The following is a 23,666-nucleotide window of genomic DNA, read 5'->3' as shown; positions in this document are numbered from 1 at the left end:
ATTCGTGGCACTCGAGAAGCCCGAGATCGACTTCCCCGAGGGCAACCCGCCCGCCGACCTGGAGATCGTCGACCTCGTCGAAGGCACTGGCCCCGAGGCCAAGCCGGGCCACAACGTCAGCGTCCACTACGTGGGTGTCTCGTTCTCGTCCGGGGAGGAGTTCGACGCGTCGTGGAACCGCGGCCAGGCGTTCGAGTTCCCGCTCGGGGGCGGCCGCGTCATCGCGGGCTGGGACCGCGGGGTCGCCGGGATGAAGGTCGGCGGCCGTCGCAGGCTCGTCATCCCGCCGCACCTCGGTTACGGCGACCGCGGCGCGCCGCCGCGCATCAAGGGCGGCGAGACGCTGATCTTCGTGGTCGACCTGCTCGGCGTCAGCTAGACCGGGAACGGGCGGGCCGCGGACAGTGGCCCGCCCGGCTACCCCTGCTTTGGAAAACCCGGGACATATCGGGTGGGGAAATGTCGGCGTGGTGAGGCACGATAGCGGTGTGCTTCTGATCGACGTGGTCCGGACCTCCGACGCGGTGACGCGCACCTCCGCACGGCTGGGCAAGGTCGGGCATCTGGCCGAGCTGCTCGCCCGGGTCGGCCCGGACGAGGCAGAGATCGCCATCGCCTACCTGTCGGGCGACCTGCCCCAGCGCCAGATCGGCGTGGGCTGGCGCTCGCTGGAGGACGTCCCGCAGCCCAAACTCGCCGCCACCGCCACCCTCACGACCGTCGACGCGCTGCTGACCCGGATCAAGGCCGTCTCCGGCCCCGGCTCGCAGGCGGCGCGCAGAGCGCTGGTCGCCGAGCTGTTCGCCGGGCTGACCAGCCAGGAGCAGCAGTTCATGCGCAGGCTGCTCAACGGCGAGCTGCGCCAGGGCGCCCTCGACGGCGTCATGATCGAAGCGCTGGCCAGGGCGTCCGGCGCGCCGTCGGCCGACGTGCGGCGGGCGCTCACCCTGCGCGGCTGGCTGCCCGCCGTGGGCGCGGCGGCGCTGACGGGCGGCGTGGCGGCGCTGCACGCGTTCAAGCTGGAGGTGGGGCGGCCGGTCTCCCCCATGCTCGCCGGGAGCGCGCCCAACGTGGCCGCCGCGCTGGAGAAGGCCGGCTCGCCGGCGTCCCTGGAGTGGAAGCTCGACGGCGTACGCGTGCAGGCCCACCGCTCGGGCACGCAGGTGCGGGTCTTCACCCGCACCCTCGACGACATCACCGCGCAGGTGCCCGAGCTGGTCGAGGCAGTGCTCGGGCTCGACTCCGCCGACCTGGTGCTCGACGGCGAGGTCCTCGCGCTGCGGCCGGACGGGCGTCCCCACCCGTTCCAGGTGACCGCGAGCCGCGTCTCCAGCAAGACCGACGTCGCCAGGCTGCGCGAGCAGACCCCGCTCAGCGTGTTCTTCTTCGACGCGCTGCGCGCCGACGGCGCCGACCTGCTCGACCTGCCGTACTCGCAGCGCCAGGAGGCCCTGGCCCGCGCCGTCCCGCCCGGCCTGCTGACGCCGCGGCTGATCACCGCCGACGTGGCCGAGGCGGAGAAGTTCTTCACCGACGTGGTCAAGGCGGGCCACGAGGGCCTGGTGGTCAAGTCCCTGTCCTCCCCGTACGCGGCCGGCCGGCGCGGCGCGGGCTGGATCAAGGTCAAGCCCCGGCACACGCTCGACCTGGTGGTCCTGGCGGCCGAGTGGGGCCATGGCCGGCGCGAGGGCAAACTGTCCAACCTCCACCTGGGCGCGCGCGACCCCGAGGGCGGGTTCGTCATGCTCGGCAAGACGTTCAAGGGGCTCACCGACGAGCTGCTGGCCTGGCAGACCGAACGCTTCCTCGAACTCGCCGACGGCCCCACCGACGAATGGGCGGTCAAGCTGCGGCCCGAACTGGTGGTGGAGATCGCCTTCGATGGCGTGCAGCGTTCACCGCGCTACCCCGGGGGGATGGCGCTGCGCTTCGCCCGGGTGCTGCGCTACCGACCGGACAAACGCCCTGAGGACGCCGACACCGTCGCCACCGTCCGCTCCCTCATGCTCTGACCCCACCCGCCCGTCCGGCGCGCGGAGACCGGCTCTCAGAGGTGGACGAGGGGTCCCCTGGTGCTGCCATCGATTCCGCCCGCGCGCACGCATGGTACGTCCGCGCGCTGACCGCCGCCCCACCTCGCCACCCCTGCCTCCTATGACGGACTGCTCACCCAAGAAGCAGGCACAGCAGCATGCGAAGGCCGGCGAACTGGGTTGCCCGCCTTGCCACCCGATCGCAGGTCCGGTGGGGCCTTCGCGGCCGCGGAGCAGGTTCGCCCTCGGTGGGGCCTGAGGTCGGATTGGTCTGGGGCGTGGTGTTAGACGAGTTCTGTCGTTCTTCGGAAACCCCAAGATCCTCGGCGTACGCTCGGCGTTCTGAGCCTCTTGCGCCCTTAAGTGAGATATGTCACTGTATGTCGCATTAAGTTGTCTTTACCTGCTGTTTGTCGCATATGTTCTTCCTCGCCCGCCGGATCCCCCATCCCTTGCGGGCGGACAGGCCGTCACACGCCTCCCACCCCCCTTGACCTGGCCTTTCCCTTTCATGCCCCCTAGCTAGGACCGTGGTTTACCTTGGGCCAGCACTCCCACAAATCGTCCCCCAACGACCGCAAGCTCTCCCCGGGCAAGCGCCGCTGGACCGCCATCGCCGCTGGGGCCGCCGTAGTGGCCGCCGCCTCGACCACCGCCTGGGCCGCCGTCGGCAACGACGCCCCCAGCACCGCCGCCGCCAAGGACGCCGCCACGGCGACCACCTCCACCGGCACCCCCAACCCGCCGGTCGCGGCCAACGTCTCCCAGCCCAGGACCACCACCCCGGCTCCCACGGCTTCGACCCCCAGCGACTCGACCTCCACCGCTTCGGGGCCCAGCGCGAAGGGCGTCCCGAACGCCCCGCACGGCGCCAACCCCGCGCCGAAGGCCCCTGACGCCGCCCGGCCCGACGCCACCGAATCGTCGGCCCCCGACACGGCCGCCTCCGACACAGCGGCGTCCGACACGGCGAAGAAGACGACCAAGACCGTCAAGCCGGTCAAGCTCCGGACCACGAAGCCGAAGGTCCGCGTCCTGTCCTCCGGGACGTGTGGCGCCTCGTACTACGGCGAGCCCCAGATGACGGCCAGCGGGGAACGCTTCAACCCCTCCGCCATGACCGCCGCCCACAAGACCCTTCCGCTGGGCAGCCGTGTCCGCGTCACCAACCCGCGCAACGGCTCGTCGGTCACCGTACGCATCAACGACCGCGGCCCGTACGTGGGCGGCCGGTGTCTCGACCTCTCCACGGCCGCGTTCGACGCGATCGGCAGCCTGGGGGCGGGCGTGATGACCGTCCGCTACGAAGTCCTGGCCCGCTGACCGCGTTCGGCCTCTCCTCGGCCCCGCCCCCGCTCATGCATCCCCGGGGGGCGGGCCGGGCCCTCCCCGGGGCATGAATGAGCGGGGACATCCCCCGATATCCCCGGACGTCCATCGACGTACGTCCCTCGACCCCGATACCGCGGGCCCAATACCGCGGGCCCGATCCGGATACCCGATCCCCCGCCATTCCCGGACGTCCCCGCCATCCCGCAGGCCCCCGGACATCCCCTCAATCACGTCCCCGTACCGCGGTTCCGACGCCTCGGGCCCCGACCCGAATCCCCCCAACTTCCCAGGGACGCCCCCGATGTCCCCGGACGTCCCCCGACGTCCCTCCGTACCGATGCCGCAGCTCCGACTCAGATCCCCCGGCATCCGCTCTCCGCGGGCGTTACTTGACCAGGCGGACCGTCAGCGGGTAGCGGAAGCTGCTTTCGGCCAGGGCCGAGATGCCACCGACGATGCCCAGGACGACGGCGGCGACCCAGATCAGCGGCAGCAGCACGATGCCGATGACGGTGACTGACAGGATGCAGCTCACCCCCACCACGGTGAGCTGGAAGTTCAGGGCCTCCAGCGCCTGCTGCCGCAGGTAGGGAGAGGTCTTGGCCGCCGTGAGGAGCAGGATCAACGGGCCCACCACCGGGATCCCGATGGCCATCAGCAGGTGGCCGAAGGCGGCCTGGACGCGTTCGTTGCTCTCCGAAGCCCGTTGCGGACGGACCGGCCGGGGCGTCGGCGGCGCGAATCTCGGCACCGCCATCGTCCCGTACAACTCGTTCATGATGGGCATCAGGTCGCCGTGCGTCCGCGCGGTCATCGCGCGTTCCAGCCGGTCGTCGAACTCCAGCTTGTCGAAGCGGCCCTCCGCGTAGGCGGCCTTGACGTGCTCGACGACGTGCTCTCGGTCCTGGTGGGTGACGCGCAGATGAGCTGGCGGCACCTGTCCCGGCCCGGGGGTCTTGGGTACCCCAGCCATGATGGTCATGCCTCTCCTTGGATTCGGCAGTCAACTTTCATACTGCGTCCTCGGAGCCGGACGTGCCATCGGGAGAAACCCCGAGCTGTCCCCGAGATCATCCCCGACACCGGCGCTCCGGACGGTATAAAAAGGATCCATGAGATGGCGAGACCGCTACGGTATCCGTCGGCTGCGCGGGCAGAAGATCGCGCGGTTCGACCGCGAGGCGACCGATGCCGACATCGAAGCGCTCATCGCCTTCGCACGTTCGCGGCGTGGCGTCGAGTTCTACGTCGAGCCGGAGACGTTCGCCACCGACACGACAGCTGTGGCGGTGGCCGACGACGGCGAGTGGACCAGGCGCAGGGTCGGGTCGCCCGCGGTGATCCACAAGGTGGCCAGGGATCTGGCGTTACCGGTGTACGACGTGCAGCTGACGGGCTATCCCCCTCGGATGCGTGCGTACAACGAGCGCCGGCGCCGCGAAGAAGGCAGCCTGTAGTTCCGGCGGGAAGGGTGCTGGTGGAGGCCACCGGCACCCTTTCTTCATGCGCTCCCACCCGCCCCCCGGTGCCGGTCGGGCCCCGGCGGGGACGGGACGTCGTCGAGCAGGCCGAGCATGGGGATCAGCCAGCCGCCGTTGGCCGGGCCCATGGCGGTGTCGAGCTCGGCGGGGGTGGGCAGGCGGTCTCGCACGACGGCGGGTGAGAGCAGGCTCTGCAGCGCGTGCATCAGGAGGTTGGCCATCGAGTAGTGGGGGTCGGTGGTGAGGGCGCGTTCGAGGGCGATGGTGGCCAGGATGTTGTCGCCCGTGCGCCAGGCCGCCATGGCCAGCAGGGAGGCGGCCGGCGGGACGAAGCGGGGCTCCAGGCGGCGGGTGAGGTCTTTCCACAGGGGCAGGTGGGCCTCGCGCATCATGGTCCAGGCCTCGTCGCGGACTCTGATCACGGTCAGGGCCAGGCCCAGCCGGGCGGCTGCGAGGTCGTCGAGGCGGGCGCCGCGGGCGTGGGCGGTCAGGGTGGTGCGGACTTCGGCGAGCGCCTCGGCGACGTAGCCGCGGGCGAAGGTGTCCAGGTCTGGGGCGGCCACCAGGCGGGCTCGCACCTCGGCGACGGCGGTGGCGGTGGCCTGACGCATCGCCAGGCGGACCGGGCCGGCGGCGGGGGCGATCGTGCGTTCGAGACTGCGACGGTCGGGGAGGGCGACCAGGCCGCGCACGGTGGCCTCGGCGGCGATCTGGCTGGTGGTCGGGTCGTACGGGGTGCCTTCCGGCGGGCAGCAGCGGGGCAGGTCGCAGACGTAGGACCAGTAGCGGCCTTCGTGGGCGCGGAGCGCCTCGCCCACGCGGATCTCCGATGCGGCGGCCAGCAGCCTGGCCTCGTCGACGGCGGGCGTGACGGTGTCGCCTCTGCCGTAGCCGACGATGACCAGCTCGGTGACGCCTTCGCGGGACAGCAGGCCGGTGAGGGGGTCGAGGGTGCCCCGGGGGAACGGAAGGTCCCACCTCGCCGCCACCTTGGCCTGGCCCCGGTGGAGGCCGATCACGACCAGGCTGTCGTGGGGGTGGAAGCCGACCAGGTAGGGGACGGCGGCCAGGATGTCGGCCGGGCTGGTGAGCGTGAGGCAGGGGGCCGGGGCGTTGGTCGTCATGAGCGTCAAGGGTGCCGGGGAGGCACGTCCCGAGAGCGTCCGAGCGCGGTTCTGTGGATGACGAGCGCTCCGGCACCTCATCCTGTGGACGGCAGCGCGGGTGGAACAACCCAGCAGGTCAGGGGATGGGCTGCGGGTGGGGACCAGCCTGCTGGGGGTTACGCGGGTGGGAGTCAGGCCGCTGGGAGCACGCGGGCGGGGGTCACGCCGGTGGGATCACGTGGGTGGGGTCGGGGGTGGGGTCGGGGGGCGGGGTGGGGGATATGCGGGTGCGTACGAGGAGGGCGGCGCCGGCGACCGCGGCCGGCATGGCCACCACCGCCACGAACGGCACCAGGAACAGCAGGAACCCCACCACCCCGAACCCCAGCGTGACCCCCATGTTCCGGCGCAGCAGAGCGAAGCGTTCCTTCCTGGCCACTCCCCGGCGTTCGAGGGCCAGCGTGGTCAGCTCGACCGTCAGGAAGAACCCGGAGATGAAGGCGCCGATCACCGGCACCACCGTCTGGCCGATCACCGGCACGAACCCCAGGAAGAACAGCGGCACGGTGAACAGCAGCACGTAGAACAGGGTGACCAGGCTGTCCCTGATCGAGCGGGGCAGCGTACGCCACCACGGCTGCTCCACCGCGCCGGGCAGCGGGTCGGCCTCGGCCGAGAGCCGTTCGTAGAACGGCTCGCCGATCGCCAGCGTCAGCGCCGTGAACGTCAGCACCGCCAGCGCCAGCCCGCCGAGGAAGAGCGCGATGCCCACCAGCGTGCGGAACAGGTCGGCCCAGCTCCACGAGTCGGCGAACGGGGTGAAGAACTCGGCCAGGTCGCGCGCGTGGGTGCCGAGCAGGATCAGCGCCGTCACGTAGACGGCGAACGCGATCACCGCAGGGATCAGCCCGAACAGCCACCACCGGCCGTGCCGCGACACCCATCCCAGACCCTGGAAGAAGAAGCCGACGCCGGCGGCGAAGTCGCGCAGAGATCGCATGCCCGGCAGGCTAGCGCCAGAACGACGTGACCGCGTAACCCAGCTCGTCGAACAGCTCGCGCAGCAGCGGCAGGGACACCCCGAGCACGTTGCCGTGGTCGCCCTCGATGCCCTCGACGAACCAGCCGCCGCGCCCCTCGATGCTGAACCCGCCGGCCAGGCCGAGCGGCTCGCCGGTGGCGACGTAGGCGGCGATCTCCTCCTCCGACGGCTGGCCGAAGCGCACCACGGTGGTGGCCACCTGCGCGGCCTGCCGGCCGGCCGGCACGTCGATCACGCAGTGGCCGGTCACCAGGCGGCCGGTGCGCCCGCGCATGATGCGCCAGCGCTCGACGGCCTCCTCGGGCGTGCCGGGCTTGCCGTAGGGGCGGCCGTCGAGTTCGAGGATCGAGTCGCAGCCGATGACCAGCCCCTCCTCCAGCCCGCTCGCGACGGCCTGCGCCTTGGCCTTGGCCAGGACGAGGCTGAGCGCCGCCGGCGAATGCGCGGTGAAGGCGTCCTCGTCGACCCCGGAGACGATCACCTTGGGGTCGAGGCCGGCGTTGCGCAGCACGGTGAGGCGGGTGGGCGAGGCAGAGGCCAGAACGATCACCGTCCCAGCTTACCGAAGGCCCGCGCGGTCACCAGTCGTGGTTGGGGGTGCCCCTCGCGGGCTGCCGGTCGGCCGGGTCGTACGGGCCGCCCTGGGCCGGGACGGTGCCGCCGAAGATGCCGCTCAGCAGGCCGTCGAGCAGGTGGCCGAGGCCGCCGGGCAGCGAGGCGTGCTCCTCGCGCAGCTCGGCGGCCAGGGCGGAGGCGTCCATGTTGGCCTTGGCGGCGCGGGCCGCCAGCAGGGACATGACCATGGGGGCGACCAGCGGGAGCAGCCGCATGATGGTGCCGGAGCTGACGCCGGCCAGTTGCGAGAGCCCGGCCGCGGCCCGTTCGGTGCCCTGGCCGCCGAGGACGTGGCCGAGGATGCTGTGGCCGTCGCGGGTCAGCGAGGCGACGTCGCCGTTGAAGGGGTCGGCGTCGACGTGGTCGTCGAGGGCGCCGCGCAGGGCCTCGGCGCCGTCGGGGTGCTCGGCGTTGCGGGCCATGCCGCCGATCACGGTGCCGGCCACGGCCTCGACGACCTTGCGCGCCGTGGCCGTGTCGGTGCCGAGCATGCCGGCGATCTGGTCTACGCCTGAGTCGCCGAGCTGGGTGAGGAGCTCGTCATTCAGTGTCAAGGCAGTCCCCCGATCCGAGTCGCGGGAGACGTTCCCCGGCCGTGATCGAGGCAAGGCCGGGGTTCCGCTAAGTCTCGGGAAAGGCGGGTCTGCCGGGGCTCAGTCGAGTGCGGGCTGCTTGCTGCCGCTGGTCAGGCCGGCGGCGGCGTACGCGCTCGCCTCGTCGAGCGTCTCGTGTTCGAGCAGGGCCGCCACGATGCCGTCGAGCCGTTCGCGGTTCTCGGTGAGCACCTGGACGGCACGCTCGTAGCACTCGTCCACGATGCGCCGGGCCTCCTCGTCGACGGTGGCCAGCGTGGCCGGCGACGCCTGCGGCGAGGAGCCGTCGTTGGGCAGGATGGTCAGCGGGCCGATCTTCTCCGACATGCCCCAGCGGCCCACCATGCCGCGCGCGATCATGGTGACCTGTTCGAGGTCGTTCTCGGCGCCGGTGGTGATGATGCCGTAGACGACCTGCTCGGCCGCCATGCCGCCGAGCGCGCCGGTGATGCGCCCGCGCAGGTACGGCTCGTCGTAGGCGTAGCGGTCGGTGTCGGGCGTGGACAGCGTGACGCCGAGCGCCCGGCCGCGGGGGATGATCGAGATCTTCCTGACCGGGTCGGCGCCGGGCTGGAGCATGCCGAGCAGGGCGTGCCCGGCCTCGTGGAAGGCGGTGCGGGTGCGCTCCTCCTCCGGCATCACGATGCTGCGGGCCGCGCCGAGCTGGAGCTTCTCCAGCGCGTCCGCGAAGTCGGACATGTCGACCTTCTCCTTGCCGCGCTTGGCGGCGAGGAGTGCGGCCTCGTTGACCAGGTTGGCCAGGTCGGCGCCGGTCATGCCGGGGGTGGTCTTGGCGATGCGGTCGAGGCTGACCTCGCCGTCGAGCGGCACGCCGCGCGAGTGGACCTCCAGGATGGCCGTGCGTCCGGCCGCGTCGGGCAGGCCCACCTGCACCGTGCGGTCGAAGCGCCCGGGACGCAGCAGCGCCGGGTCGAGGATCTCGGGCCGGTTGGTGGCCCCGATGACGATCACGCCCTCGGCGCCGGAGAAGCCGTCCATCTCGGTGAGGATCTGGTTCAGCGTCTGCTCGCGCTCGTCGTGGCCGCCGATGCCGCCCGCGCCGCCGCGGGCCCGTCCGATGGCGTCGATCTCGTCGATGAACACGATCGAGGGCGCGACCTTGCGGGCCTCCTCGAACAGGTCGCGGACGCGCGAGGCACCCACGCCGACGATCATCTCGATGAACTCGGAGGCGCTGGCCGAGAAGTACGGCACCTTGGCCTCGCCCGCCACGGCCCTGGCCAGCAGCGTCTTGCCGGTGCCGGGAGGGCCGGCGAGCAGCACGCCCTTGGGCAGCTTGGCGCCGAGCCTGCGGTACTTGCCGGGGTCCTTCAGGTAGTCGACGACCTCGACGAGCTCGTTCTCCACCTCGTCGATGCCGGCGACGTCGTCGAACGTGACGCGCACCTTGCCGGCCTCGACCGGCTTGGCGGCCTTGGACTTGCCGAGCCCGCTCAGGCCGCCGCCCATCATGCTGGCGCCGCGGCGCATGATCCAGATCCACAGGCCGGCCAGCAGCAGCACGGGCAGCAGCGACAGCAGCAGGTTGGAGAAGAAACCGCGGGTCAGCGGCTTGGACGTGGTCTCCACCTGGGCCGACTTGAGCTGCTGGTCGAGCTGGTCGGTGTTGGCGAAGGCGGGGATCTCGGTCTGGAACTTGGTGTAGGACTCGTTGCTCTCGGGGTTCTTGGCCGCGCTCCTCAGGTCGCCCTCGACCGACAGCCCCTGGGCGTAGATGTCCTTGACGTTCTTCGCCTCGACCTGCTTGGTGAACTCGGTGTAGGAGATCGTCTCGACCGAGTTGTTGTCGACCAGCGAGGAGACGACGAAGAAGCCCGCGTACACGACGAGCAGGGTGACGACGAAGCGCCACCAATTGATCTTCGGCCGCCCGCCTGGCGAACCGGGCAGGCCTTCCGAGCGCCAGGGCGGCTTGACCTTGCCCTTGTTCGGTGCCTGCGGCGGTCCAGAGCGTTCCACGGCGTCACTCCCCCACATCGCCGCATACATGATCTTTCTAGCCTAGAACACGCACTCCTGAGACGACACGGCCAATATCACGCCAGCGCTTTCTCTGCGAGTCAGGCACTGTGACGAACGCAAGTCCCGGCTTGCTCATTCCCCCGTCCATCACCACGACGGCTGCTCGAGAGGAATGTTTGCCGTATTTGACGCGGTATACGAGCATCCATCCGGTTTTGACGCGTTGTGAGGCGAGCCAGCTGATCTTGGAGCCCTTGGGGTGGTGGTTGAGCGTCCAGCGCGCGGCCAGCAGCGCCGTGTCGCGCGGCGACTTCTGCTCCATGATCGGCAACGGGCAGGTCACCAGCATGCCGCGCAGCCTGCCGCCGCGCACCGCCGGCAGCACCTGCTTGCTGGTGAACGGCGCCGCCCCGTGCGTCTTCCACGGCTTGCCCAGCCGCGGCACGGCCAGGCCGGTGCGCCGGTCCTTCATCAGCCGCCTGGCCGGCCGGGGCAGGGCCATCCGCTTGACCCGGCCGGTCAGGCGGGGCACCCGCGGGTCGGCGTACAGGGCCTGCATGGCGGTGTAGCCGGGCGCGAGCGAGGCGCCCGGCGACGGCGACGGGGTCGCCGTGAGAGCCGACGTCGGCGTGAGGGAAGAGGTCGGCGTGGCGGACGACGTCGGCGTGGGGGTGGCCGACGAGGTGGGGGCCGCCGCGGATGGGGCCGGCGCGGACGAGGCGGGTGCGGCCGGCGGCGCGGTTACCGGCCCCGCCACGACCTCGTCCGGCCCGGACGGGAGCGCCAGGACGATCACCGTGGCGCCGACCGCCACGGCCGCCACGACGGCGAGCCCCCGATAGATCGACCGCATGCGGACATCGCCGATGCGGGAGCGCCTGGGCGGTGAAACAGGGTTCGCAGGGCGGTCTGTGGTTCTCACTCGTGAACCCTCGGTCTCATCTTCCCCATGGAGCACGACGGGAGCGTACGACATATCCCGCCATTGCGTGTGTGAAGCGACCGAAGTGCAATCATGGCGGGGTGGAACAGGTGGAACTGCGGTTCGGCGAGGACTCCCGGTTCGCCCAGACGCACACGAATCTCTCCGCGGTCAGGTGGGAGCCGTCGGGCCTGTGGGTGGCCGGCGACGAGACCGCCACCGTCGAGCGGCTCACCTGGACCGGCGACCACTACGGCGACGAGCGCTCGTTCTTCCTGGCCGACTACGTGAACCTGCCCGCCGGACGCTTCGACGAGGCCGACATCGAGGGCCTGGCCAGGGCCGACGGCCATCTGTGGGCGGTCGGCTCGCACAGCCTCAAGCGCCGCAAGGCCAAGCCGGGCTCGCCGGAGAAGTCGATCAGGAGGCTGGGCACGGTCGTCCGCGAGGAGAACCGGTTCATCCTGGTCCGCCTGCCGCTGGACGGCACCGGCGAGCGCCCGCTGCCCGGCGCGATCCTGTCCGGCGAGCGCAACGTCGCCGCCATGCTGGCCGGTGACCGCCATCTGGCGCCGTTCCTGGCGCTGCCGGGCAAGGACAACGGGCTCGACATCGAGGGCATCGCGGTCGTGGGCGAGCGGGTCTACCTCGGGCTGCGCGGGCCGGTGCTGCGCGGCTGGGCGGTGGTGCTGGAGATCCGTCCGGTGGACGACGGCGGCGGCCGGTTACGGCTCGACGGGCCGTACCGCAAGCACTTCCTCGACCTCGGCGGGCTGGGCGTGCGGGACATGTGCCCGCACGGCGGCGACCTGCTGCTGCTCACCGGCCCCACGATGAGCCTGGACGGCCCGGTCCGCGTCGTGCGCTGGCGGGAGCGGCAGGGCGGCGGGCTGGTGCCCGCACACGACCTGGAGACGGTCCTGGAGCTGCCCTACGGCGTCGGCGACGACCATCCGGAAGGGCTGGCCGTGCTGCCCGACGGCCGGCTCATGGTCGTCTACGACAGCCCGTCGCCCGCCCGGATCACCCCGGCGGGCGGCGTGCTGGCCGACGTCTTCACGATCTAGCGACCCGCCCGAGCAGCCAGGGCGCCTCGGCGACGAACGTGCACGAACCCGGCTCGATCTCGGTGAACCCGGCGTCGCGCACCACGGGCAATCCGGCGGCCACCTTGGCGTCGAAGTCGTCCCTGCCGGGCGCGGCGCGCACGGAGACCGCCAGGCCGTCCGCCCGCCAGGCGGCCCGCTCGGCCTCGTCGCTGGCCCACCAGGCGAGCTGCGCGGCGTGCCCGGCCTGGGCCATGGCCTTGCCCGCCGACATGGTCAGCGCGGGGTTCTCCCACAGGACCGGCGGCCCGGCGGGCGGGTCGCCGGGCTCGGCGGCGTCGCTCAGCTCGGTGCCGCCCACCTGGAGCCGGGCCAGATCCTTGGGCCAGGCGTCGAGCGGGACGGGCGGGTGCACCCGCACCTGCGCCGTGCGGTGCTCGACCGTGCGGCCGGGGAGCGCGGCGGCCCTGCGCCACTCGGCGCCCCTGGCGCGCCGCACCACCTTGCGGATCTTGCCGGTGGACTGCCAGGCGTGCAGCTCCGCGGCCCACTCCCCCGGGTCGTCCAGCAGGCTCAGCACGGCCATGGCGGCGGCCTCCAGCGCGTCGGTGCGCTCGGGGGGAGCGGCCCTCTCGATCCTGACCACGAGGGGGAGGACCATCAGTTCGGTCTCGTTCATCACCGTCTAGCATGCCGGATGGCCAGGGACATTCCCGCGGCCAGCAGGCAGAGGGCGCCGGCGGCGTACCAGGCCAGGTCGTAGGCGCCGAGGTGGTCGCGGGTCAGGCCGGCGCCCACGGCGGCGACGGCGGCGCCCACCTGGTGGGAGGCGAACACCCAGCCGAACACGACCGCGCCGTCCTGGCCGTAGATCTGGCGGCACAGGGCGACGGTCGGGGGCACGGTGGCCACCCAGTCCAGGCCGTAGAACACGATGAAGATCAGCATGCTGGGCTCGGTGGTGGCCGCGAACAGGCCGGGCAGCAGCATCAGCGACAGGCCGCGCAGGCCGTAGTAGACGCCGAGGAGCAGCTTGGGGTTGACCTTGTCGCTGAGCCAGCCGGAGGCGACCGTCCCGGCGATGTCGAAGATCCCGATGATGGCGAGCAGGCCGGCGGCGACCGGCTCGGCCATGCCGTGGTCGTGCGCGGCGGGGATGAAGTGCGTGCCGACCAGGCCGTTCGTGCTCATGCCGCAGATCGCGAAGCCGCCGGCGAGGAACCAGAAGGGCCGCGTGCGCGCGGCCGAGCGCAGCACCGTCAGCGCCCGCGCCGCCGCGTTCCCGCCGGCCGGCCCGGTCCGTACGGCGCCCGCCTCGGTGCCGAACGCCGTCGTGCCCACCTCCTCGGGGTGGTCGCGCAGCAACCACCAGACGAACGGCACCACCGCGAGCGCGGCGCCGGCCACCGTCAGGGAGGCCACCCGCCAGCCCGGCCCCTCGGCGAGCCAGGCCAGCACGGGCAGGAAGATGAGCTGCCCGGTCGCGCCCGCCGCGGTCAGGATGCCGGTGACGAGCCCCCGGTGCCGGACGAACCAGCGGTCGGTCACCGTGGCGGCGAACACCAGCGCCATCGACCCGGTGCCGAGCCCGATGAACACGCCCCAGAACAGCAGCAGGTGCCAGCTCGCCGTCATGATCACGGTGAGCCCGCTGCCCACCGCGACCAGCAGCAGGGCCAGCGACACCACGCGGCGCATGCCGAAGCGGTCCATCAGCGCGGCGGCAAAGGGCGCGGTGAGCCCGTAGAGCACCAGGTTGATCGACACGGCCAGCGAGATCGTGCCTCTGCTCCAGCCGAACTCGTCGTGCAGCGGGGTGATCAGCACGCCGGGGGTGGCGCGGAAGCCGGCCGCGCCGAGGATGGCCACGAAGGCCACGGCCGCGACCCACCAGGCGCGGTGGATCCTGCGGGTCCGCGTGGGGGTGGGGGTGGTGCTCAACGTCATGCGCCAATCCTGATTCATCGCATTTTGACGGCGCGAGTGGCCCGAAAGCCAATATGTGCAAGAATCGGGCCATGGCAGCCCATCGTGTCGCGGTCGTCGTGCTGAACCACTTCGCCCCGCTCGACCTCGGCGTGCCCGGCCAGGTCTTCGAGTCGGCCGAGACGCCGGACGGCGAGAAGCTCTACGAGGTCGTGACCTGCTCCCCCGACCGCGAGCCGGTCCGCTGCACGGCCGGTTACACCGTGCTGCCCGACCACGACCTCGACGTGCTGGACACGGCCGACACGGTGCTGGTCCCCGGCATCCACGCGGGCCGGGCGATGAAGGACGGCACGATCACCGACACCCTGCGCGCCGCCCTGCAGGACCGGCCGCGGATCATGTCGATCTGCACGGGCGCGTTCGTGCTGGCCGCGGCGGGCCTGCTGGACGGCCGTCCGGCCACCACGCACTGGCGCGAGGCGGCCCGGTTCGCCGCCCTGTTCCCCCAGGTCAAGCTGGACCCCGACGTGCTCTTCGTGGACGACGGCGACGTGCTGACCTCGGCCGGGGTGGCGGCGGGCCTCGACCTGTGCCTGTACGTGATCAAGCGCGACCACGGCACCGAGGTGGCCAACCGGGCCGCCCGCCGCTGCGTGATGCCGCCCTGGCGGGACGGCGGCCAGGCGCAGTACATCGAGCGCCCCCTGCCGCACGACGGCGCCGGCGGCACCGCCGCGACCCGCGACTGGATGCTGGCCCACCTCGACGCCCCGCTCGACCTCAACGCGCTGGCCGCGCACGCCAGGATGAGCGTGCGCACCTTCACCAGGCGCTTTCGCGAGGAGACCGGGATGAGCCCGGCCAAATGGCTGTCCGGCCACCGCGTCCGCCACGCCAGGCGGCTGCTGGAGACCACCGACCTCGGCGTGGAGGAGGTGGCCAGGCGCTCCGGCTTCGGCACGGCGGTCTCGCTCCGGCAGCACCTGCACGCGGCCGTCGGCGTCGCGCCGCTGACCTACCGGCACACCTTCCGCAGCTCCTGAGAGCCCCTACTCGAACAGGTCGGGCTGCTCGCGCACGATCTGGTCGTGCAGCGGCTGGTAGTTGATCCAGCCGACCAGGTCGTTGCCGATCTGCTGGTGGGTCAGCGCGGCGTTGTCGGGCTCGATGGGCACGACCTGCCCGGCGGCCTTGGCCAGGAGCTGCACCTGGGCCGAGCGTTCCATGGTGATGAACCACCAGGCGGCCGCGTCGACCGTGTCGCCGACCGTCAGCAGGCCGTGGTTGCGCAGCACGAGGGCCTTGTTGCCGCCCAGCGTCGCGGCGATGCGCTTGCCCTCCTCCAGGTCGGTCACGACGCCCGTGTAGTCGTCGAACAGCGCGTTGTCCTGGTAGAAGGCGCAGGCGTCCTGGGTGATGGGCTCGATGGTCTGGCCGAGCGCCGACAGGGCGCGGCCGTGGATCGAGTGGCTGTGGGCGGCCGCGACGACGTCGGGACGGGCCTGGTGCACCTGGGAGTGGATGGCGAAGGCGGCCTCGTTGACGTGGTGGCGGCCCTCGACGACCTGGCCCTCGTGGTTGACCAGGATGAGGTCGCTGACCCTGACGTGCTTGAAGGACATGCCGAACGGGTTGACCCAGAAGTGGTCGCTCAGCTCGGGGTCGCGGGCGGTGATGTGCCCGGCCACGCCCTCCTCGAAGCCGAACCTGCCGAAGATGCGCAGCGCCGCCGCGAGCCGTTCCTTGCGGTGCCGCCGCTCCTCCTCGATCGTCTCGAACGTCGGCGGCAGGCGGAAGATGAGGTTGTCCGGCAAGGTTCTCCTTGTGCACAGAATGTTGTTCTGACCGCAGACTAACGCCTGACGGCACGCCCGCCGTCCACGCCGCTGCCTACGCCGCCACCTCCACCCCCTTGCCGAACCAGGTCTCCAGCGCCTCGGTCAGCGTCTCGTCCGGCGTGCCTGCCCAGGCCACGTAGCCGTCGGGGCGCACCAGCACGGCCTCGGCCGGGCACGACGGCATGGTGACCGTCTCGACCCGCTCGTGGCGCACGCGCAGCTCGCCGGTGCGGTCGAGCAGCAGCGGGCGGGCCCGGGAGGCGGGCTCGGCGGGCAGGTCGGCCAGGAACCGGCCGGCGAGGCGATGCGCGCTGCCGGGCGCAGGGTAGGGCAGGTCGGAGCCCGCCATGAGCGCCGCGACGCGCCGCCGGTTGGCGTCGTCGTCCAGCAGCTCGGCGAACAGCGTGCGCAGGGCGGTCACGTCGGGGCCCGGCGCGGCCAGGGCGAGCTGGGCGCTGGAGTGCACGGCCACCCGCTCGGCGGCGGGCCTGCGCTCGGCGTCGTAGGTGTCGAGCAGCCCCTCGGGCGCCCAGCCCTGGAGCTCGGCGGCCAGCTTCCAGGCCAGGTTGGCGGCGTCCTGGAGGCCGAGGTTGAGCCCGGGGGCGCCCATGGCCGAGTGCACGTGGGCGGCGTCGCCGGCCACGAACACGCGGCCGGCCCGGTAGCGGTCGGCCACCCGGGTCTCGCGGCCGTTCAGCCGCCGGAGCAGGTGGGGGCCCTCGCCGGTGGGCGGGGCGAGCGGCAGGTCGGCCCCGAGCACGCGGGCCAGGCTCGCGCGCAGCTCGCCGATCGTCATCGGCACGTCGTCGCCGGGGGCCTCGCCGTCGCCGGAGGTCTCGCCGCTCCACTCCATCGCGGTGACCGAGAGCACGCCCGGCCCCGTGGGCAGCATCGCGTACGCGCCGCGCTCGGTCCGGTGCCAGGTGTAGAGCACGAACGTGCCGTGGCCGGGCACCTCCATCTCGGCAGTGCCGGGCCGCACGACCGCTCCGGGCACGGTGACGTGGGCCGTGCGGCTGACGACGTCGGGCGCGCTCACTCCCGGGAAGCCGATGCCGGCCCGCTTCCTGACCAGGCTGTGGGCGCCGTCGCAGCCCACCAGGTAGCACGTGCGCAGCTCGAAGGGGCCCTCGGGGCCTGTCACGGAGAGCGTGACGCCGTCGGCGTCCTGCTCGAAGCCGGTCAGCTCGTGGCCGCGGCGGATCTCCACGCCCAGCTCGGCGGCCCGCCGCTCGAACAGCTCCTCCAGCTCCGGCTGCCGGACGTGCAGCGCGCGCAGCGGGTTGTCGTCGAGCCCGGCCAGGTCGAGCGGCATGGCGCCGAAGACGAACGCCGGCACCGGCGCGGGCGCCGCGGCCAGCCCGCGCTGGTGCAGCAGGCCGACGACCTGGCCGACGATGCCGTTGGCCTTGGGCCGGTCGCTGCGGACGGGCAGGCGTTCGAGCACGACGGGCCGGACTCCGGCCAGGCTGAGCTCGCAGGCCAGCATCAGGCCGTTGGGCCCGGCGCCGGCGATGACGACGTCGGCGACCGTGGGGTCCGCTGCGGTCATGGGGTGTCTCCTTCGGTTCGGGGGTGGGGGGCGGGCAGCCCCGCGGCCAGGCGGTGCAGCGCCTCGCGCAGCACCGGCACCAGCGGGACGGGCGGGTCGGAGCGCAGCCAGTGGCCGACGGCCACCTGCACAGCGGCGCTCACGGTGGCCGCCACCAGGTGCGGGTAGAGGTCCCGGTCCGGATCGGCGCCCGTGCGCTCGGCCACGGCCGCGGCCAGCTCGCCGTCGGCCGCGAACTGGGCCTTGAGCGCCTCGGCGCGCAACGCGGGCTCCTCGGCCAGCAGCCTGGTGAGGGCCAGCCGGTCGGCGTCGGGCGGCCCCGGGCTGGTCAAGGCGTGCTCCCAGGGCTCGGCGACGGCCGCGATCAGCGCCTCCCACAGCGGCTCTGCCGCCGGGCGGCCCCGCAGCACGGCCACCGTGCGGCGGACGCGGTCGGTGTGGCGGGCGGCGAGGGCCTCGTACTTGCTGGAGAAGTAGTTGTTGAACGTGCGCGGCGACACGCCGACCAGCTCGGCGACGTCCTCCACCCGGACGTTCTCCAGGCCGCGCTCCAGGGCCAGCCGGAGCGCCGCGTCCATCAGCGCCTCGCGGGTCGCCTGCTTCTTCCGTTCCCTCAATCCGGTCACCCTTTCAGATTACGCAGTTTTTCCGATCACGCAATCTTTCTGGTTAAGCAATTTTTTACCTAACGGGCGCACGAGCGAGCAGGCGTTAGATTGGAGGCATGTCCACCACGCTGACCATGGAGTTCGCCGGCACGGTCAGAGCCGACCGCTCCGGGCCCGTCGACCGGCTGCGCGACGCCGCCGCGATGACCGAATGGCTCCGCGAGCACGCGGCCGACCTGGACGTGCCGCCCGGCTTCACCGCCACGGAGGAGTTGCGCGAGCAGACCGTACGGCTGCGCCAGGCCGTCCGGGCGCTGCTGGCCAGGGCCATCGCCCCGGCACCGCCGAGCGTCGCGGACGCCGCCGGCCTGCCCGGTTTCGCCGAGTCGCTGGCCCTGGTCAACGCGACCGCCCTGGCCGCCCCCACGGCCCCGCAACTGTCGTGGACCGGCGAGCCGGCGCTGACCATGGCCCCCGCGACCAAGGCGAACCCGTCCACGCGCCTGCGGGGGCGGCTCGCCGTCGCGGCGGTGGAGTTCCTGGCCGGGCCCGACCGCGCCCTGCTCCGCACCTGCGGGGCCCCGCGCTGCGTGCTCTATTTCGTCAAGGAGCACCCGCGCCAGGAGTGGTGCTCACCGGCGTGCGGCAACCGCGCGCGGGCGGCGCGGCACTACCGGGAGCACAAGAAATAGCCCCCTCTAACGCCAACGACCTACTTTTGCCGTTATATTGATTTCTAACGGCTAATCAGTCGTGCAACCGTTAGACGAGGAGAGTCGTATGTCATTCCGGACCGGGCACGTCGGGCTCAACGTCACCGACCTCGACAGGTCGAAGGAGTTCTACGGCCGCGTCTTCGGCTTCACCGTCGCCCACGAGTCCGCCGAGGACGGCCGCCGCTACGCCCTCCTCGCCCAGGACGGCGAGCTCGTCGTCACGCTCTGGCAGCAGAGCGACGGCCGCTTCCCCACCGCCCTGCCCGGCCTGCACCACCTGTCCTTCCAGGTGGCGGACCTCGACGCGGTGCGCAGGGCCGAGCAGGTCGTCAGGGAGGTCGGCGCGAAGCTGCACCACGACGGCGTGGTCCCGCACGGCGAGGGCGCCTCCTCCGGCGGCGTGTTCTTCGAGGACCCCGACGGCATCCGGCTGGAGATCTCCGCCCCCGGCGCGGCGGGCGACCGTCCCGCTCCCACCGCCGGCGCTCCCACCTGCGGATTCTTCTAAATGAGACATCCAGGCGAGATCGCCGTCCAGGCCCGCGCCGGGGTGCGGACGCCGGGCGCGTTCGGCAGCTCGCGCACCCGGCCCGAGATCCCCGAGGTGGCCGCCGCGTTCCTGCGGGCGCAGCACCTGCTGGTCGCGGGCGCGGCCGACGACCTCGGCCAGGTGTGGGCCGACGTGCTGACCGGGCCGCCCGGGTTCGCCGACGCCGACGACGACCGCACGATCACCGTCCGCGCCCTGCCCGCGGCGCCGCTGCGGGGCCTGTTCACGGCGGAGCGCGACATCGGGCTGCTGGCCATCGAGCCGCACACCCGGCGCCGGATGCGCGTGAACGGCACCGCCGTGCAGGCGGGCGGCGGCCTGGTGATCTGGACGGAGCAGGTGTACGCCAACTGCCCCAAGTACATCCAGGCCCGCGAGCCCACTGCCGCGCCCGGCGTCCCGGAGGTCGTCGGCGGCGGGACGCGGCTCGCGCCGGACCACGTCGGGTGGATCGAGCGGGCCGACACGTTCTTCATCGCCACCCGCGCCGCGGGCCTGGGGGCCGACGTCTCCCATCGCGGCGGCAACCCGGGGTTCGTCCGGGTGACCGGGCCGGGGTCGCTGGAGTTCCCGGACTACGTCGGCAACTCCATGTACATGACGCTCGGCAACCTGGAGCTCGACCCGGCCGCCGGGCTGCTGTTCGTCGACTGGGACGCCGGCCGGACCCTCCACCTGACCGGCCGGGCGGAGGTGGACTGGACCGCGGAGCAGCGGTCGGTGCGGTTCGAGCTGACCGCGTACACGGAGGTGGACGGCACGGTCGGGGCGGGCTGGACGCCGCCGGAACACCACCGCTTCAACCCGCCCGTCACCCGCTGACGACGGGCGGCGGGCTCAGAGGTTCTCGGGCATCGAGGTCATGCCGTTCAGCAACGGGACGAGCTGTTCCTCCTCGTAGTCCAGGTGGGCCTCCAGCTCGGCGGCCAGCCGGTCGAGCTCGTCGCCCGCGCCGGCGTCCGTGCCGGCCAGGTCGCGGACGCGGGCGACCAGCCGGGCCACCACGCGGTGCTCGGCGCCCAGCCGGGCCAGGACGTCGGCCAGCTCGGGACGCTCGGCGGCCAGGTGCGGGAACAGCACCGCGTCCTCCCCCTCGTGGTGGGCGTGCAGGGCGTCGCAGAACGCCAGGCAGTGCGTACGCAGGTCGAAGCCGTCGCCGCCGGCCCGCAGGCGTGCCAGCTCCCGCCGGAAGCCGTCGTGCAGCTTGACCAGTTCGTCGCCCCACGCGATCAGGCGCTGTTCCTCGCTCATGCCCACGCCACCGCCCTCGCCCGGTGGACGGCCGCGAACACGGCGGCCAGCAGGGCGGCCCCGGCGGCGACGCCGAAGCTCCAGCCCGCTCCCCCGGCGGCCGACACGGCCGCGCCGACGGCTCCGGCCAGGCTGCTGCCCACGACCCTGACCAGCGCGTTCACCCCTCCGGCCGCCGCGGTCTTGGCAGGTTCGACGTGCTCGACGGCCATCGTGCCGAGCGCCGCGTACACCAGGCCGACGCCGAGGCCGAGGACGGCGGCGGCCCCGTACAGGTCGGCCGCGGTGTCGCGGAAGACCGCCAGCCACACCGCGGCGGCGGTGACCAGCGCGGAGCCGCCGGAGACCAGCGCCGCGGCCGGGAAGCGCCGCATCAGCGGCCCGGCCAGCATCGAGACGGCGAGCATCAGCACCGTGGTCGGCAGCAGGTACAGCCCCACCTGCAGCACCGAGGCCCCGAGAGAGCCCTGGGCGACCGCCGACAACGTGGTGATCGCCCCGAACAGCGCGAACCCGATGAGGAACGAGGCCACCGTGGCCCCGACCGTGCCCCGGTGCAGCAGCATGGGGATCTCGATCAGCGGCGAGGCGGTACGCCGGGCCGTGACCACCCACGCGACCGCGAGCACGACCGCCCCCGCGAGCAGCCCCAGCGTCGGCGGCGACGTCCAGCCCCAGGCGCCGCCCTTGCTGATCGCGAGCAGCAGGCAGACCAGCCACCCGGCGACGAGCACGGCCCCCACCAGGTCGGGACGCCCCGCGCGCCCGGCCGGCGCCGCCTCCCGCACCAGCGCCGCCACCAGGACGAGGCTCAGCGCGCCCAGCGCCGCCAGGATCCAGAACATGGCCCGGTGGTCGCCGCCCACCAGCCCGGCCAGGATCATGCCGCCGCCGCTGCCCACGCCGATGGTGGCGCTCAGCACGCCGATCGCCGTGGCCAGCCGCTGGGCGGGGACCGCCTGCCTGGCCAGCCCCATGGCCAGCGGGAGCAGCGCGGCGGACACGCCCTGCAGCGCCCGTCCGGTGACGACCGCGCCGAGCGTGCCGGACAGCGCGGCGACCGCCGAACCGGCCACCAGCAAGGCGAGCGCAGACATGGCGACGGCGCGGCGGCCGTACATGTCGCCGAGCCGGGACAGCAGCGGGATCGCGACCGCGCCGGACAGCAGGCCGGCGGTGAGCGTCCAGGAGACGGAGGTGGGCGACGCGCCGAACTGCCTCTGGAGCAGCGGGAGCAGCGGGACGACGACGGTCATCTGGAGTGACCCGACGGCGACGGCGAACGCCAGGACCACCACCGCCGTCCACGGCGATGTCTTTTTATACATGTATAGAAAGTAACATGACGGCATGCCCGCACGCACTGGAAGGCCGCCCCGGATCTCGCGGGCCGACATCGTGGCAGCGGCGCACCGGGTCATCGAGGCCGACGGCGTCGGCGGGCTGACCATGCGCAGGCTGGCCAAGGAGGTCGGCAGCACGCCGATGGCGCTCTACCACCACGTCCGCGACAAGGAGGAGCTCCTGCTGCTCCTGCTCGACGAGTACGCGGCCGGGCTGCCGCGCCCCGACCTGCCCGCCGACCCGCGCGAACGCGTGGTCGTGGTGGCCCTGGCCATGCGCGACGGGGTGGCCGGCTGCCCCTGGGCGGTGGACGTGCTGCGCGCCGACGACCTGCTCGCGGTCGGCGCGCTGTGGTACCCGGAGAAGATCATCGACGCGGCCCTCGACGCGGGCCTGACGGCCGAGCGCGCCGTGCACCTCTACCGCATCATCTGGCACTACACGGCCGGCGAGATCACCATCCGCGCGGCGGCCGGGCGCAGGCGCGAGGAGGGCCGGCCGACCTACCGCGACCAGGTCTTCGCCGGCCTCGACCCGGCGGCCCTGCCCCGCCTGGCCGAACTGGGCGGCCGCTGGGCCGAGCTCACCGCCGCGGACACCTACGAGCTGGGGCTGCGCGCCCTGGTGGACGGCCTGCTCCCCAGCCACACGGCGAAAGGTTGAGTCAGGGGCCGAAGGCGCGGCGGTAGGCGGAAGGGGAGGTGCGCATCGCGCGGGTGAAGTGGTGGCGGAACGTCGCCGGGCTCTCGAACCCGACCGCCGCCCCGACCTCCTCCACCGGCGCCGCCGTCGACTCCAGCATCGGCAGGCTCGCGGCCACCCGCTGCGAGATCACCCACCGCAGCGGGCTGGTCCCGGTCTGCCGCTTGAAGTGCCTGATGAACGAGCGTTGCGACATGTGCGCCACCGCGGCCAGGTCCGCCACGCCGATCGGCTCGGCCAGGTGGTCGAGCGCCCATCCCATCGCCCTGGCCACGCCGCCGTCGTCGGCCACCGGCGTGACGGCGGCCTCGATGAACTGGGCCTGACCGCCCTCCCGGTGCGGCGCGACGACCAGACGGCGGGCGACCGCGTTGGCCACGTTCGGCCCGTGGTCGGTGCGTACCAGGTGGACCAGCAGGTCGAGGCCGGCGGCGCTGCCCGCGCTGGTCAGCACGTCGCCGCCGTCCACGTACAGGACCGAGGGGTTGACGCGGACGGCGGGGAAACGCCGCTGGAGCAGGTCGGCGTACCTCCAGTGGGTGGTGGCCTCGCGGCCGTCCAGGAGACCGGCGGCGGCCAGCGCGAACGCGCCGGAGCAGATCGACACCATCCGGGCGCCCCGGCCGTGGGCCTGGCGCAGCGCCTCGACCAGCTCGCCGGAGACCTCGCCCCGGACGTCGGCCACGCCGGGCACGATCACCGTCCCGGCCCCGGCCAGGACGTCGAGCCCGTGCGCGGCCTGCATGGTGAACCCGCCGACCACGCGCAGCGGCTCGGCGGTCTCGGCGCACACCTTCAGGTCGTACCAGGGGACGTCCAGCTCGGGCCGGGGCAGCCCGAAGAACTCCACGACGCACCCCAGCTCGAACGGCGCCATCCCGTCGAAGGCCAGCACGGCGACCGTGGGCAACCGGGCGGGAACCGGCAGCCGGGCGGGGGCCGGAAGCGGAACGGGGGCCGGGAGCGGGGCGGCGGAGATCATGGGCGGTCGGCCGGAGGTCGGAAGCGGCACATACGCATATT

Annotated in this window: 25 protein-coding genes; 10 read left to right on the top strand and 15 right to left on the bottom strand. The window is 72.8% G+C overall.

Going from position 1 to position 23,666, the window contains the following annotated elements:
* Positions 1 to 4: 4 nt before the first annotated feature.
* The 3 genes from ACFYYW_RS27800 to ACFYYW_RS27790 all read left to right on the top strand — a co-directional run bounded on the left by ACFYYW_RS27800 (position 5) and on the right by ACFYYW_RS27790 (position 3,356).
* Complete coding sequence (locus ACFYYW_RS27800) at positions 5 to 379, top strand: FKBP-type peptidyl-prolyl cis-trans isomerase (protein WP_352327812.1); 375 nt, start codon at positions 5 to 7, stop codon at positions 377 to 379.
* 109 nt (positions 380 to 488) lie between these two features.
* A complete protein-coding gene (locus ACFYYW_RS27795; RefSeq protein ID WP_387652703.1) occupies positions 489 to 2,012 on the top strand; it encodes an ATP-dependent DNA ligase in 1,524 nt (507 codons plus the stop codon).
* A gap of 561 nt (positions 2,013 to 2,573) precedes the next feature.
* Positions 2,574 to 3,356, top strand: a complete 783-nt coding sequence (locus ACFYYW_RS27790) for a septal ring lytic transglycosylase RlpA family protein (RefSeq protein WP_387652701.1) — start codon at positions 2,574 to 2,576, stop codon at positions 3,354 to 3,356.
* A gap of 394 nt (positions 3,357 to 3,750) precedes the next feature.
* Here ACFYYW_RS27790 and ACFYYW_RS27785 read toward each other — a convergent pair whose 3' ends face one another.
* Positions 3,751 to 4,347 (bottom strand): DUF1707 and DUF4870 domain-containing protein, encoded by a 597-nt coding sequence (locus tag ACFYYW_RS27785; RefSeq protein WP_387652699.1) that lies wholly within the window; start codon positions 4,345 to 4,347, stop codon positions 3,751 to 3,753.
* A 130-nt stretch (positions 4,348 to 4,477) separates the two neighbouring features.
* On the opposite strand from ACFYYW_RS27785, the gene ACFYYW_RS27780 reads away from it, so the two are divergent.
* The gene (locus ACFYYW_RS27780; RefSeq protein WP_352327808.1) at positions 4,478 to 4,822 is read left to right on the top strand and encodes a hypothetical protein; all 345 of its coding nucleotides are present in this window, start codon (positions 4,478 to 4,480) and stop codon (positions 4,820 to 4,822) included.
* A gap of 44 nt (positions 4,823 to 4,866) precedes the next feature.
* Here ACFYYW_RS27780 and ACFYYW_RS27775 read toward each other — a convergent pair whose 3' ends face one another.
* From ACFYYW_RS27775 to ACFYYW_RS27750, 6 genes are all read right to left on the bottom strand, one after another.
* Complete coding sequence (locus ACFYYW_RS27775; RefSeq protein ID WP_387652697.1) at positions 4,867 to 5,970, bottom strand: DUF4192 domain-containing protein; 1,104 nt, start codon at positions 5,968 to 5,970, stop codon at positions 4,867 to 4,869.
* A 202-nt stretch (positions 5,971 to 6,172) separates the two neighbouring features.
* Positions 6,173 to 6,952, bottom strand: a complete 780-nt coding sequence (locus ACFYYW_RS27770) for an EI24 domain-containing protein (protein WP_387652695.1) — start codon at positions 6,950 to 6,952, stop codon at positions 6,173 to 6,175.
* A gap of 10 nt (positions 6,953 to 6,962) precedes the next feature.
* On the bottom strand, positions 6,963 to 7,544 hold the full coding sequence (locus tag ACFYYW_RS27765; RefSeq protein ID WP_387652693.1) for a Maf family protein: 582 nt from the start codon (positions 7,542 to 7,544) through the stop codon (positions 6,963 to 6,965).
* Positions 7,545 to 7,572: 28 nt separating this feature from the next.
* Complete coding sequence (locus tag ACFYYW_RS27760; RefSeq protein ID WP_364415736.1) at positions 7,573 to 8,163, bottom strand: DUF937 domain-containing protein; 591 nt, start codon at positions 8,161 to 8,163, stop codon at positions 7,573 to 7,575.
* A 99-nt stretch (positions 8,164 to 8,262) separates the two neighbouring features.
* The gene (ftsH, locus tag ACFYYW_RS27755; RefSeq protein ID WP_352327803.1) at positions 8,263 to 10,182 is read right to left on the bottom strand and encodes an ATP-dependent zinc metalloprotease FtsH; all 1,920 of its coding nucleotides are present in this window, start codon (positions 10,180 to 10,182) and stop codon (positions 8,263 to 8,265) included.
* 37 nt (positions 10,183 to 10,219) lie between these two features.
* The gene (locus ACFYYW_RS27750; protein WP_387652690.1) at positions 10,220 to 11,038 is read right to left on the bottom strand and encodes a hypothetical protein; all 819 of its coding nucleotides are present in this window, start codon (positions 11,036 to 11,038) and stop codon (positions 10,220 to 10,222) included.
* Positions 11,039 to 11,208: 170 nt separating this feature from the next.
* Here ACFYYW_RS27750 and ACFYYW_RS27745 point away from each other — a divergent pair, with 170 nt between their 5' ends.
* The gene (locus ACFYYW_RS27745) at positions 11,209 to 12,174 is read left to right on the top strand and encodes a DUF3616 domain-containing protein (RefSeq protein WP_387652688.1); all 966 of its coding nucleotides are present in this window, start codon (positions 11,209 to 11,211) and stop codon (positions 12,172 to 12,174) included.
* Here the strand turns inward: ACFYYW_RS27745 and ACFYYW_RS27740 are convergent.
* Together ACFYYW_RS27740 and ACFYYW_RS27735 are read right to left on the bottom strand one after the other, a co-directional pair.
* A complete protein-coding gene (locus ACFYYW_RS27740; protein ID WP_387652686.1) occupies positions 12,164 to 12,832 on the bottom strand; it encodes a peptidyl-tRNA hydrolase in 669 nt (222 codons plus the stop codon). The genes ACFYYW_RS27745 and ACFYYW_RS27740 overlap by 11 nt on opposite strands.
* Positions 12,832 to 14,100: an MFS transporter gene (locus ACFYYW_RS27735; RefSeq protein WP_387652684.1), complete on the bottom strand. Its 1,269-nt coding sequence runs from the start codon at positions 14,098 to 14,100 to the stop codon at positions 12,832 to 12,834. The genes ACFYYW_RS27740 and ACFYYW_RS27735 overlap by 1 nt, the downstream gene beginning before the upstream one ends.
* A 71-nt stretch (positions 14,101 to 14,171) precedes the next feature.
* Here ACFYYW_RS27735 and ACFYYW_RS27730 point away from each other — a divergent pair, with 71 nt between their 5' ends.
* The gene (locus ACFYYW_RS27730) at positions 14,172 to 15,125 is read left to right on the top strand and encodes a GlxA family transcriptional regulator (RefSeq protein WP_387652682.1); all 954 of its coding nucleotides are present in this window, start codon (positions 14,172 to 14,174) and stop codon (positions 15,123 to 15,125) included.
* A 6-nt stretch (positions 15,126 to 15,131) separates the two neighbouring features.
* On the opposite strand, the gene ACFYYW_RS27725 is transcribed toward ACFYYW_RS27730, so the two are convergent.
* The 3 genes from ACFYYW_RS27725 to ACFYYW_RS27715 all read right to left on the bottom strand — a co-directional run bounded on the left by ACFYYW_RS27725 (position 15,132) and on the right by ACFYYW_RS27715 (position 18,098).
* Positions 15,132 to 15,896: a class II aldolase/adducin family protein gene (locus tag ACFYYW_RS27725; protein ID WP_387652680.1), complete on the bottom strand. Its 765-nt coding sequence runs from the start codon at positions 15,894 to 15,896 to the stop codon at positions 15,132 to 15,134.
* Between the two features lie 76 nt (positions 15,897 to 15,972).
* Positions 15,973 to 17,472 carry an FAD-dependent monooxygenase gene (locus tag ACFYYW_RS27720; protein ID WP_387652678.1) on the bottom strand — a complete coding sequence of 500 codons (1,500 nt, stop codon included), beginning with the start codon at positions 17,470 to 17,472 and terminating at the stop codon, positions 15,973 to 15,975.
* Positions 17,469 to 18,098 carry a TetR/AcrR family transcriptional regulator gene (locus ACFYYW_RS27715; protein ID WP_387652676.1) on the bottom strand — a complete coding sequence of 210 codons (630 nt, stop codon included), beginning with the start codon at positions 18,096 to 18,098 and terminating at the stop codon, positions 17,469 to 17,471. The genes ACFYYW_RS27720 and ACFYYW_RS27715 overlap by 4 nt, the downstream gene beginning before the upstream one ends.
* 98 nt (positions 18,099 to 18,196) lie before the next feature.
* Here ACFYYW_RS27715 and ACFYYW_RS27710 point away from each other — a divergent pair, with 98 nt between their 5' ends.
* From ACFYYW_RS27710 to ACFYYW_RS27700, 3 genes are all read left to right on the top strand, one after another.
* The gene (locus tag ACFYYW_RS27710) at positions 18,197 to 18,772 is read left to right on the top strand and encodes a CGNR zinc finger domain-containing protein (protein ID WP_387652674.1); all 576 of its coding nucleotides are present in this window, start codon (positions 18,197 to 18,199) and stop codon (positions 18,770 to 18,772) included.
* Positions 18,773 to 18,860: 88 nt separating this feature from the next.
* The gene (locus tag ACFYYW_RS27705; RefSeq protein ID WP_352324651.1) at positions 18,861 to 19,304 is read left to right on the top strand and encodes a VOC family protein; all 444 of its coding nucleotides are present in this window, start codon (positions 18,861 to 18,863) and stop codon (positions 19,302 to 19,304) included.
* Positions 19,305 to 20,168, top strand: coding sequence for a pyridoxamine 5'-phosphate oxidase family protein (locus tag ACFYYW_RS27700; RefSeq protein ID WP_387652672.1), 864 nt, complete (start codon positions 19,305 to 19,307; stop codon positions 20,166 to 20,168).
* A 15-nt stretch (positions 20,169 to 20,183) separates the two neighbouring features.
* On the opposite strand, the gene ACFYYW_RS27695 is transcribed toward ACFYYW_RS27700, so the two are convergent.
* Together ACFYYW_RS27695 and ACFYYW_RS27690 are read right to left on the bottom strand one after the other, a co-directional pair.
* Complete coding sequence (locus tag ACFYYW_RS27695; RefSeq protein WP_387652670.1) at positions 20,184 to 20,597, bottom strand: hemerythrin domain-containing protein; 414 nt, start codon at positions 20,595 to 20,597, stop codon at positions 20,184 to 20,186.
* On the bottom strand, positions 20,594 to 21,925 hold the full coding sequence (locus ACFYYW_RS27690) for an MFS transporter (protein ID WP_387652668.1): 1,332 nt from the start codon (positions 21,923 to 21,925) through the stop codon (positions 20,594 to 20,596). Before ACFYYW_RS27690 ends, ACFYYW_RS27695 begins: the two co-directional genes overlap by 4 nt.
* 22 nt (positions 21,926 to 21,947) lie before the next feature.
* Here ACFYYW_RS27690 and ACFYYW_RS27685 point away from each other — a divergent pair, with 22 nt between their 5' ends.
* Positions 21,948 to 22,604 carry a TetR/AcrR family transcriptional regulator gene (locus ACFYYW_RS27685; RefSeq protein WP_387652666.1) on the top strand — a complete coding sequence of 219 codons (657 nt, stop codon included), beginning with the start codon at positions 21,948 to 21,950 and terminating at the stop codon, positions 22,602 to 22,604.
* A 1-nt stretch (position 22,605) separates the two neighbouring features.
* Here ACFYYW_RS27685 and ACFYYW_RS27680 read toward each other — a convergent pair whose 3' ends face one another.
* Positions 22,606 to 23,553 (bottom strand): helix-turn-helix domain-containing protein, encoded by a 948-nt coding sequence (locus ACFYYW_RS27680; RefSeq protein ID WP_387653123.1) that lies wholly within the window; start codon positions 23,551 to 23,553, stop codon positions 22,606 to 22,608.
* Positions 23,554 to 23,666: the final 113 nt, after the last annotated feature.

The sequence above is a fragment of the Nonomuraea sp. NPDC001831 genome (assembly GCF_042892035.1).
Classification (GTDB): Bacteria; Actinomycetota; Actinomycetes; order Streptosporangiales; family Streptosporangiaceae; genus Nonomuraea.
Note: the sequence above shows the minus strand (reverse complement) of the source record. Positions and strands in the feature narration are given on the sequence as shown.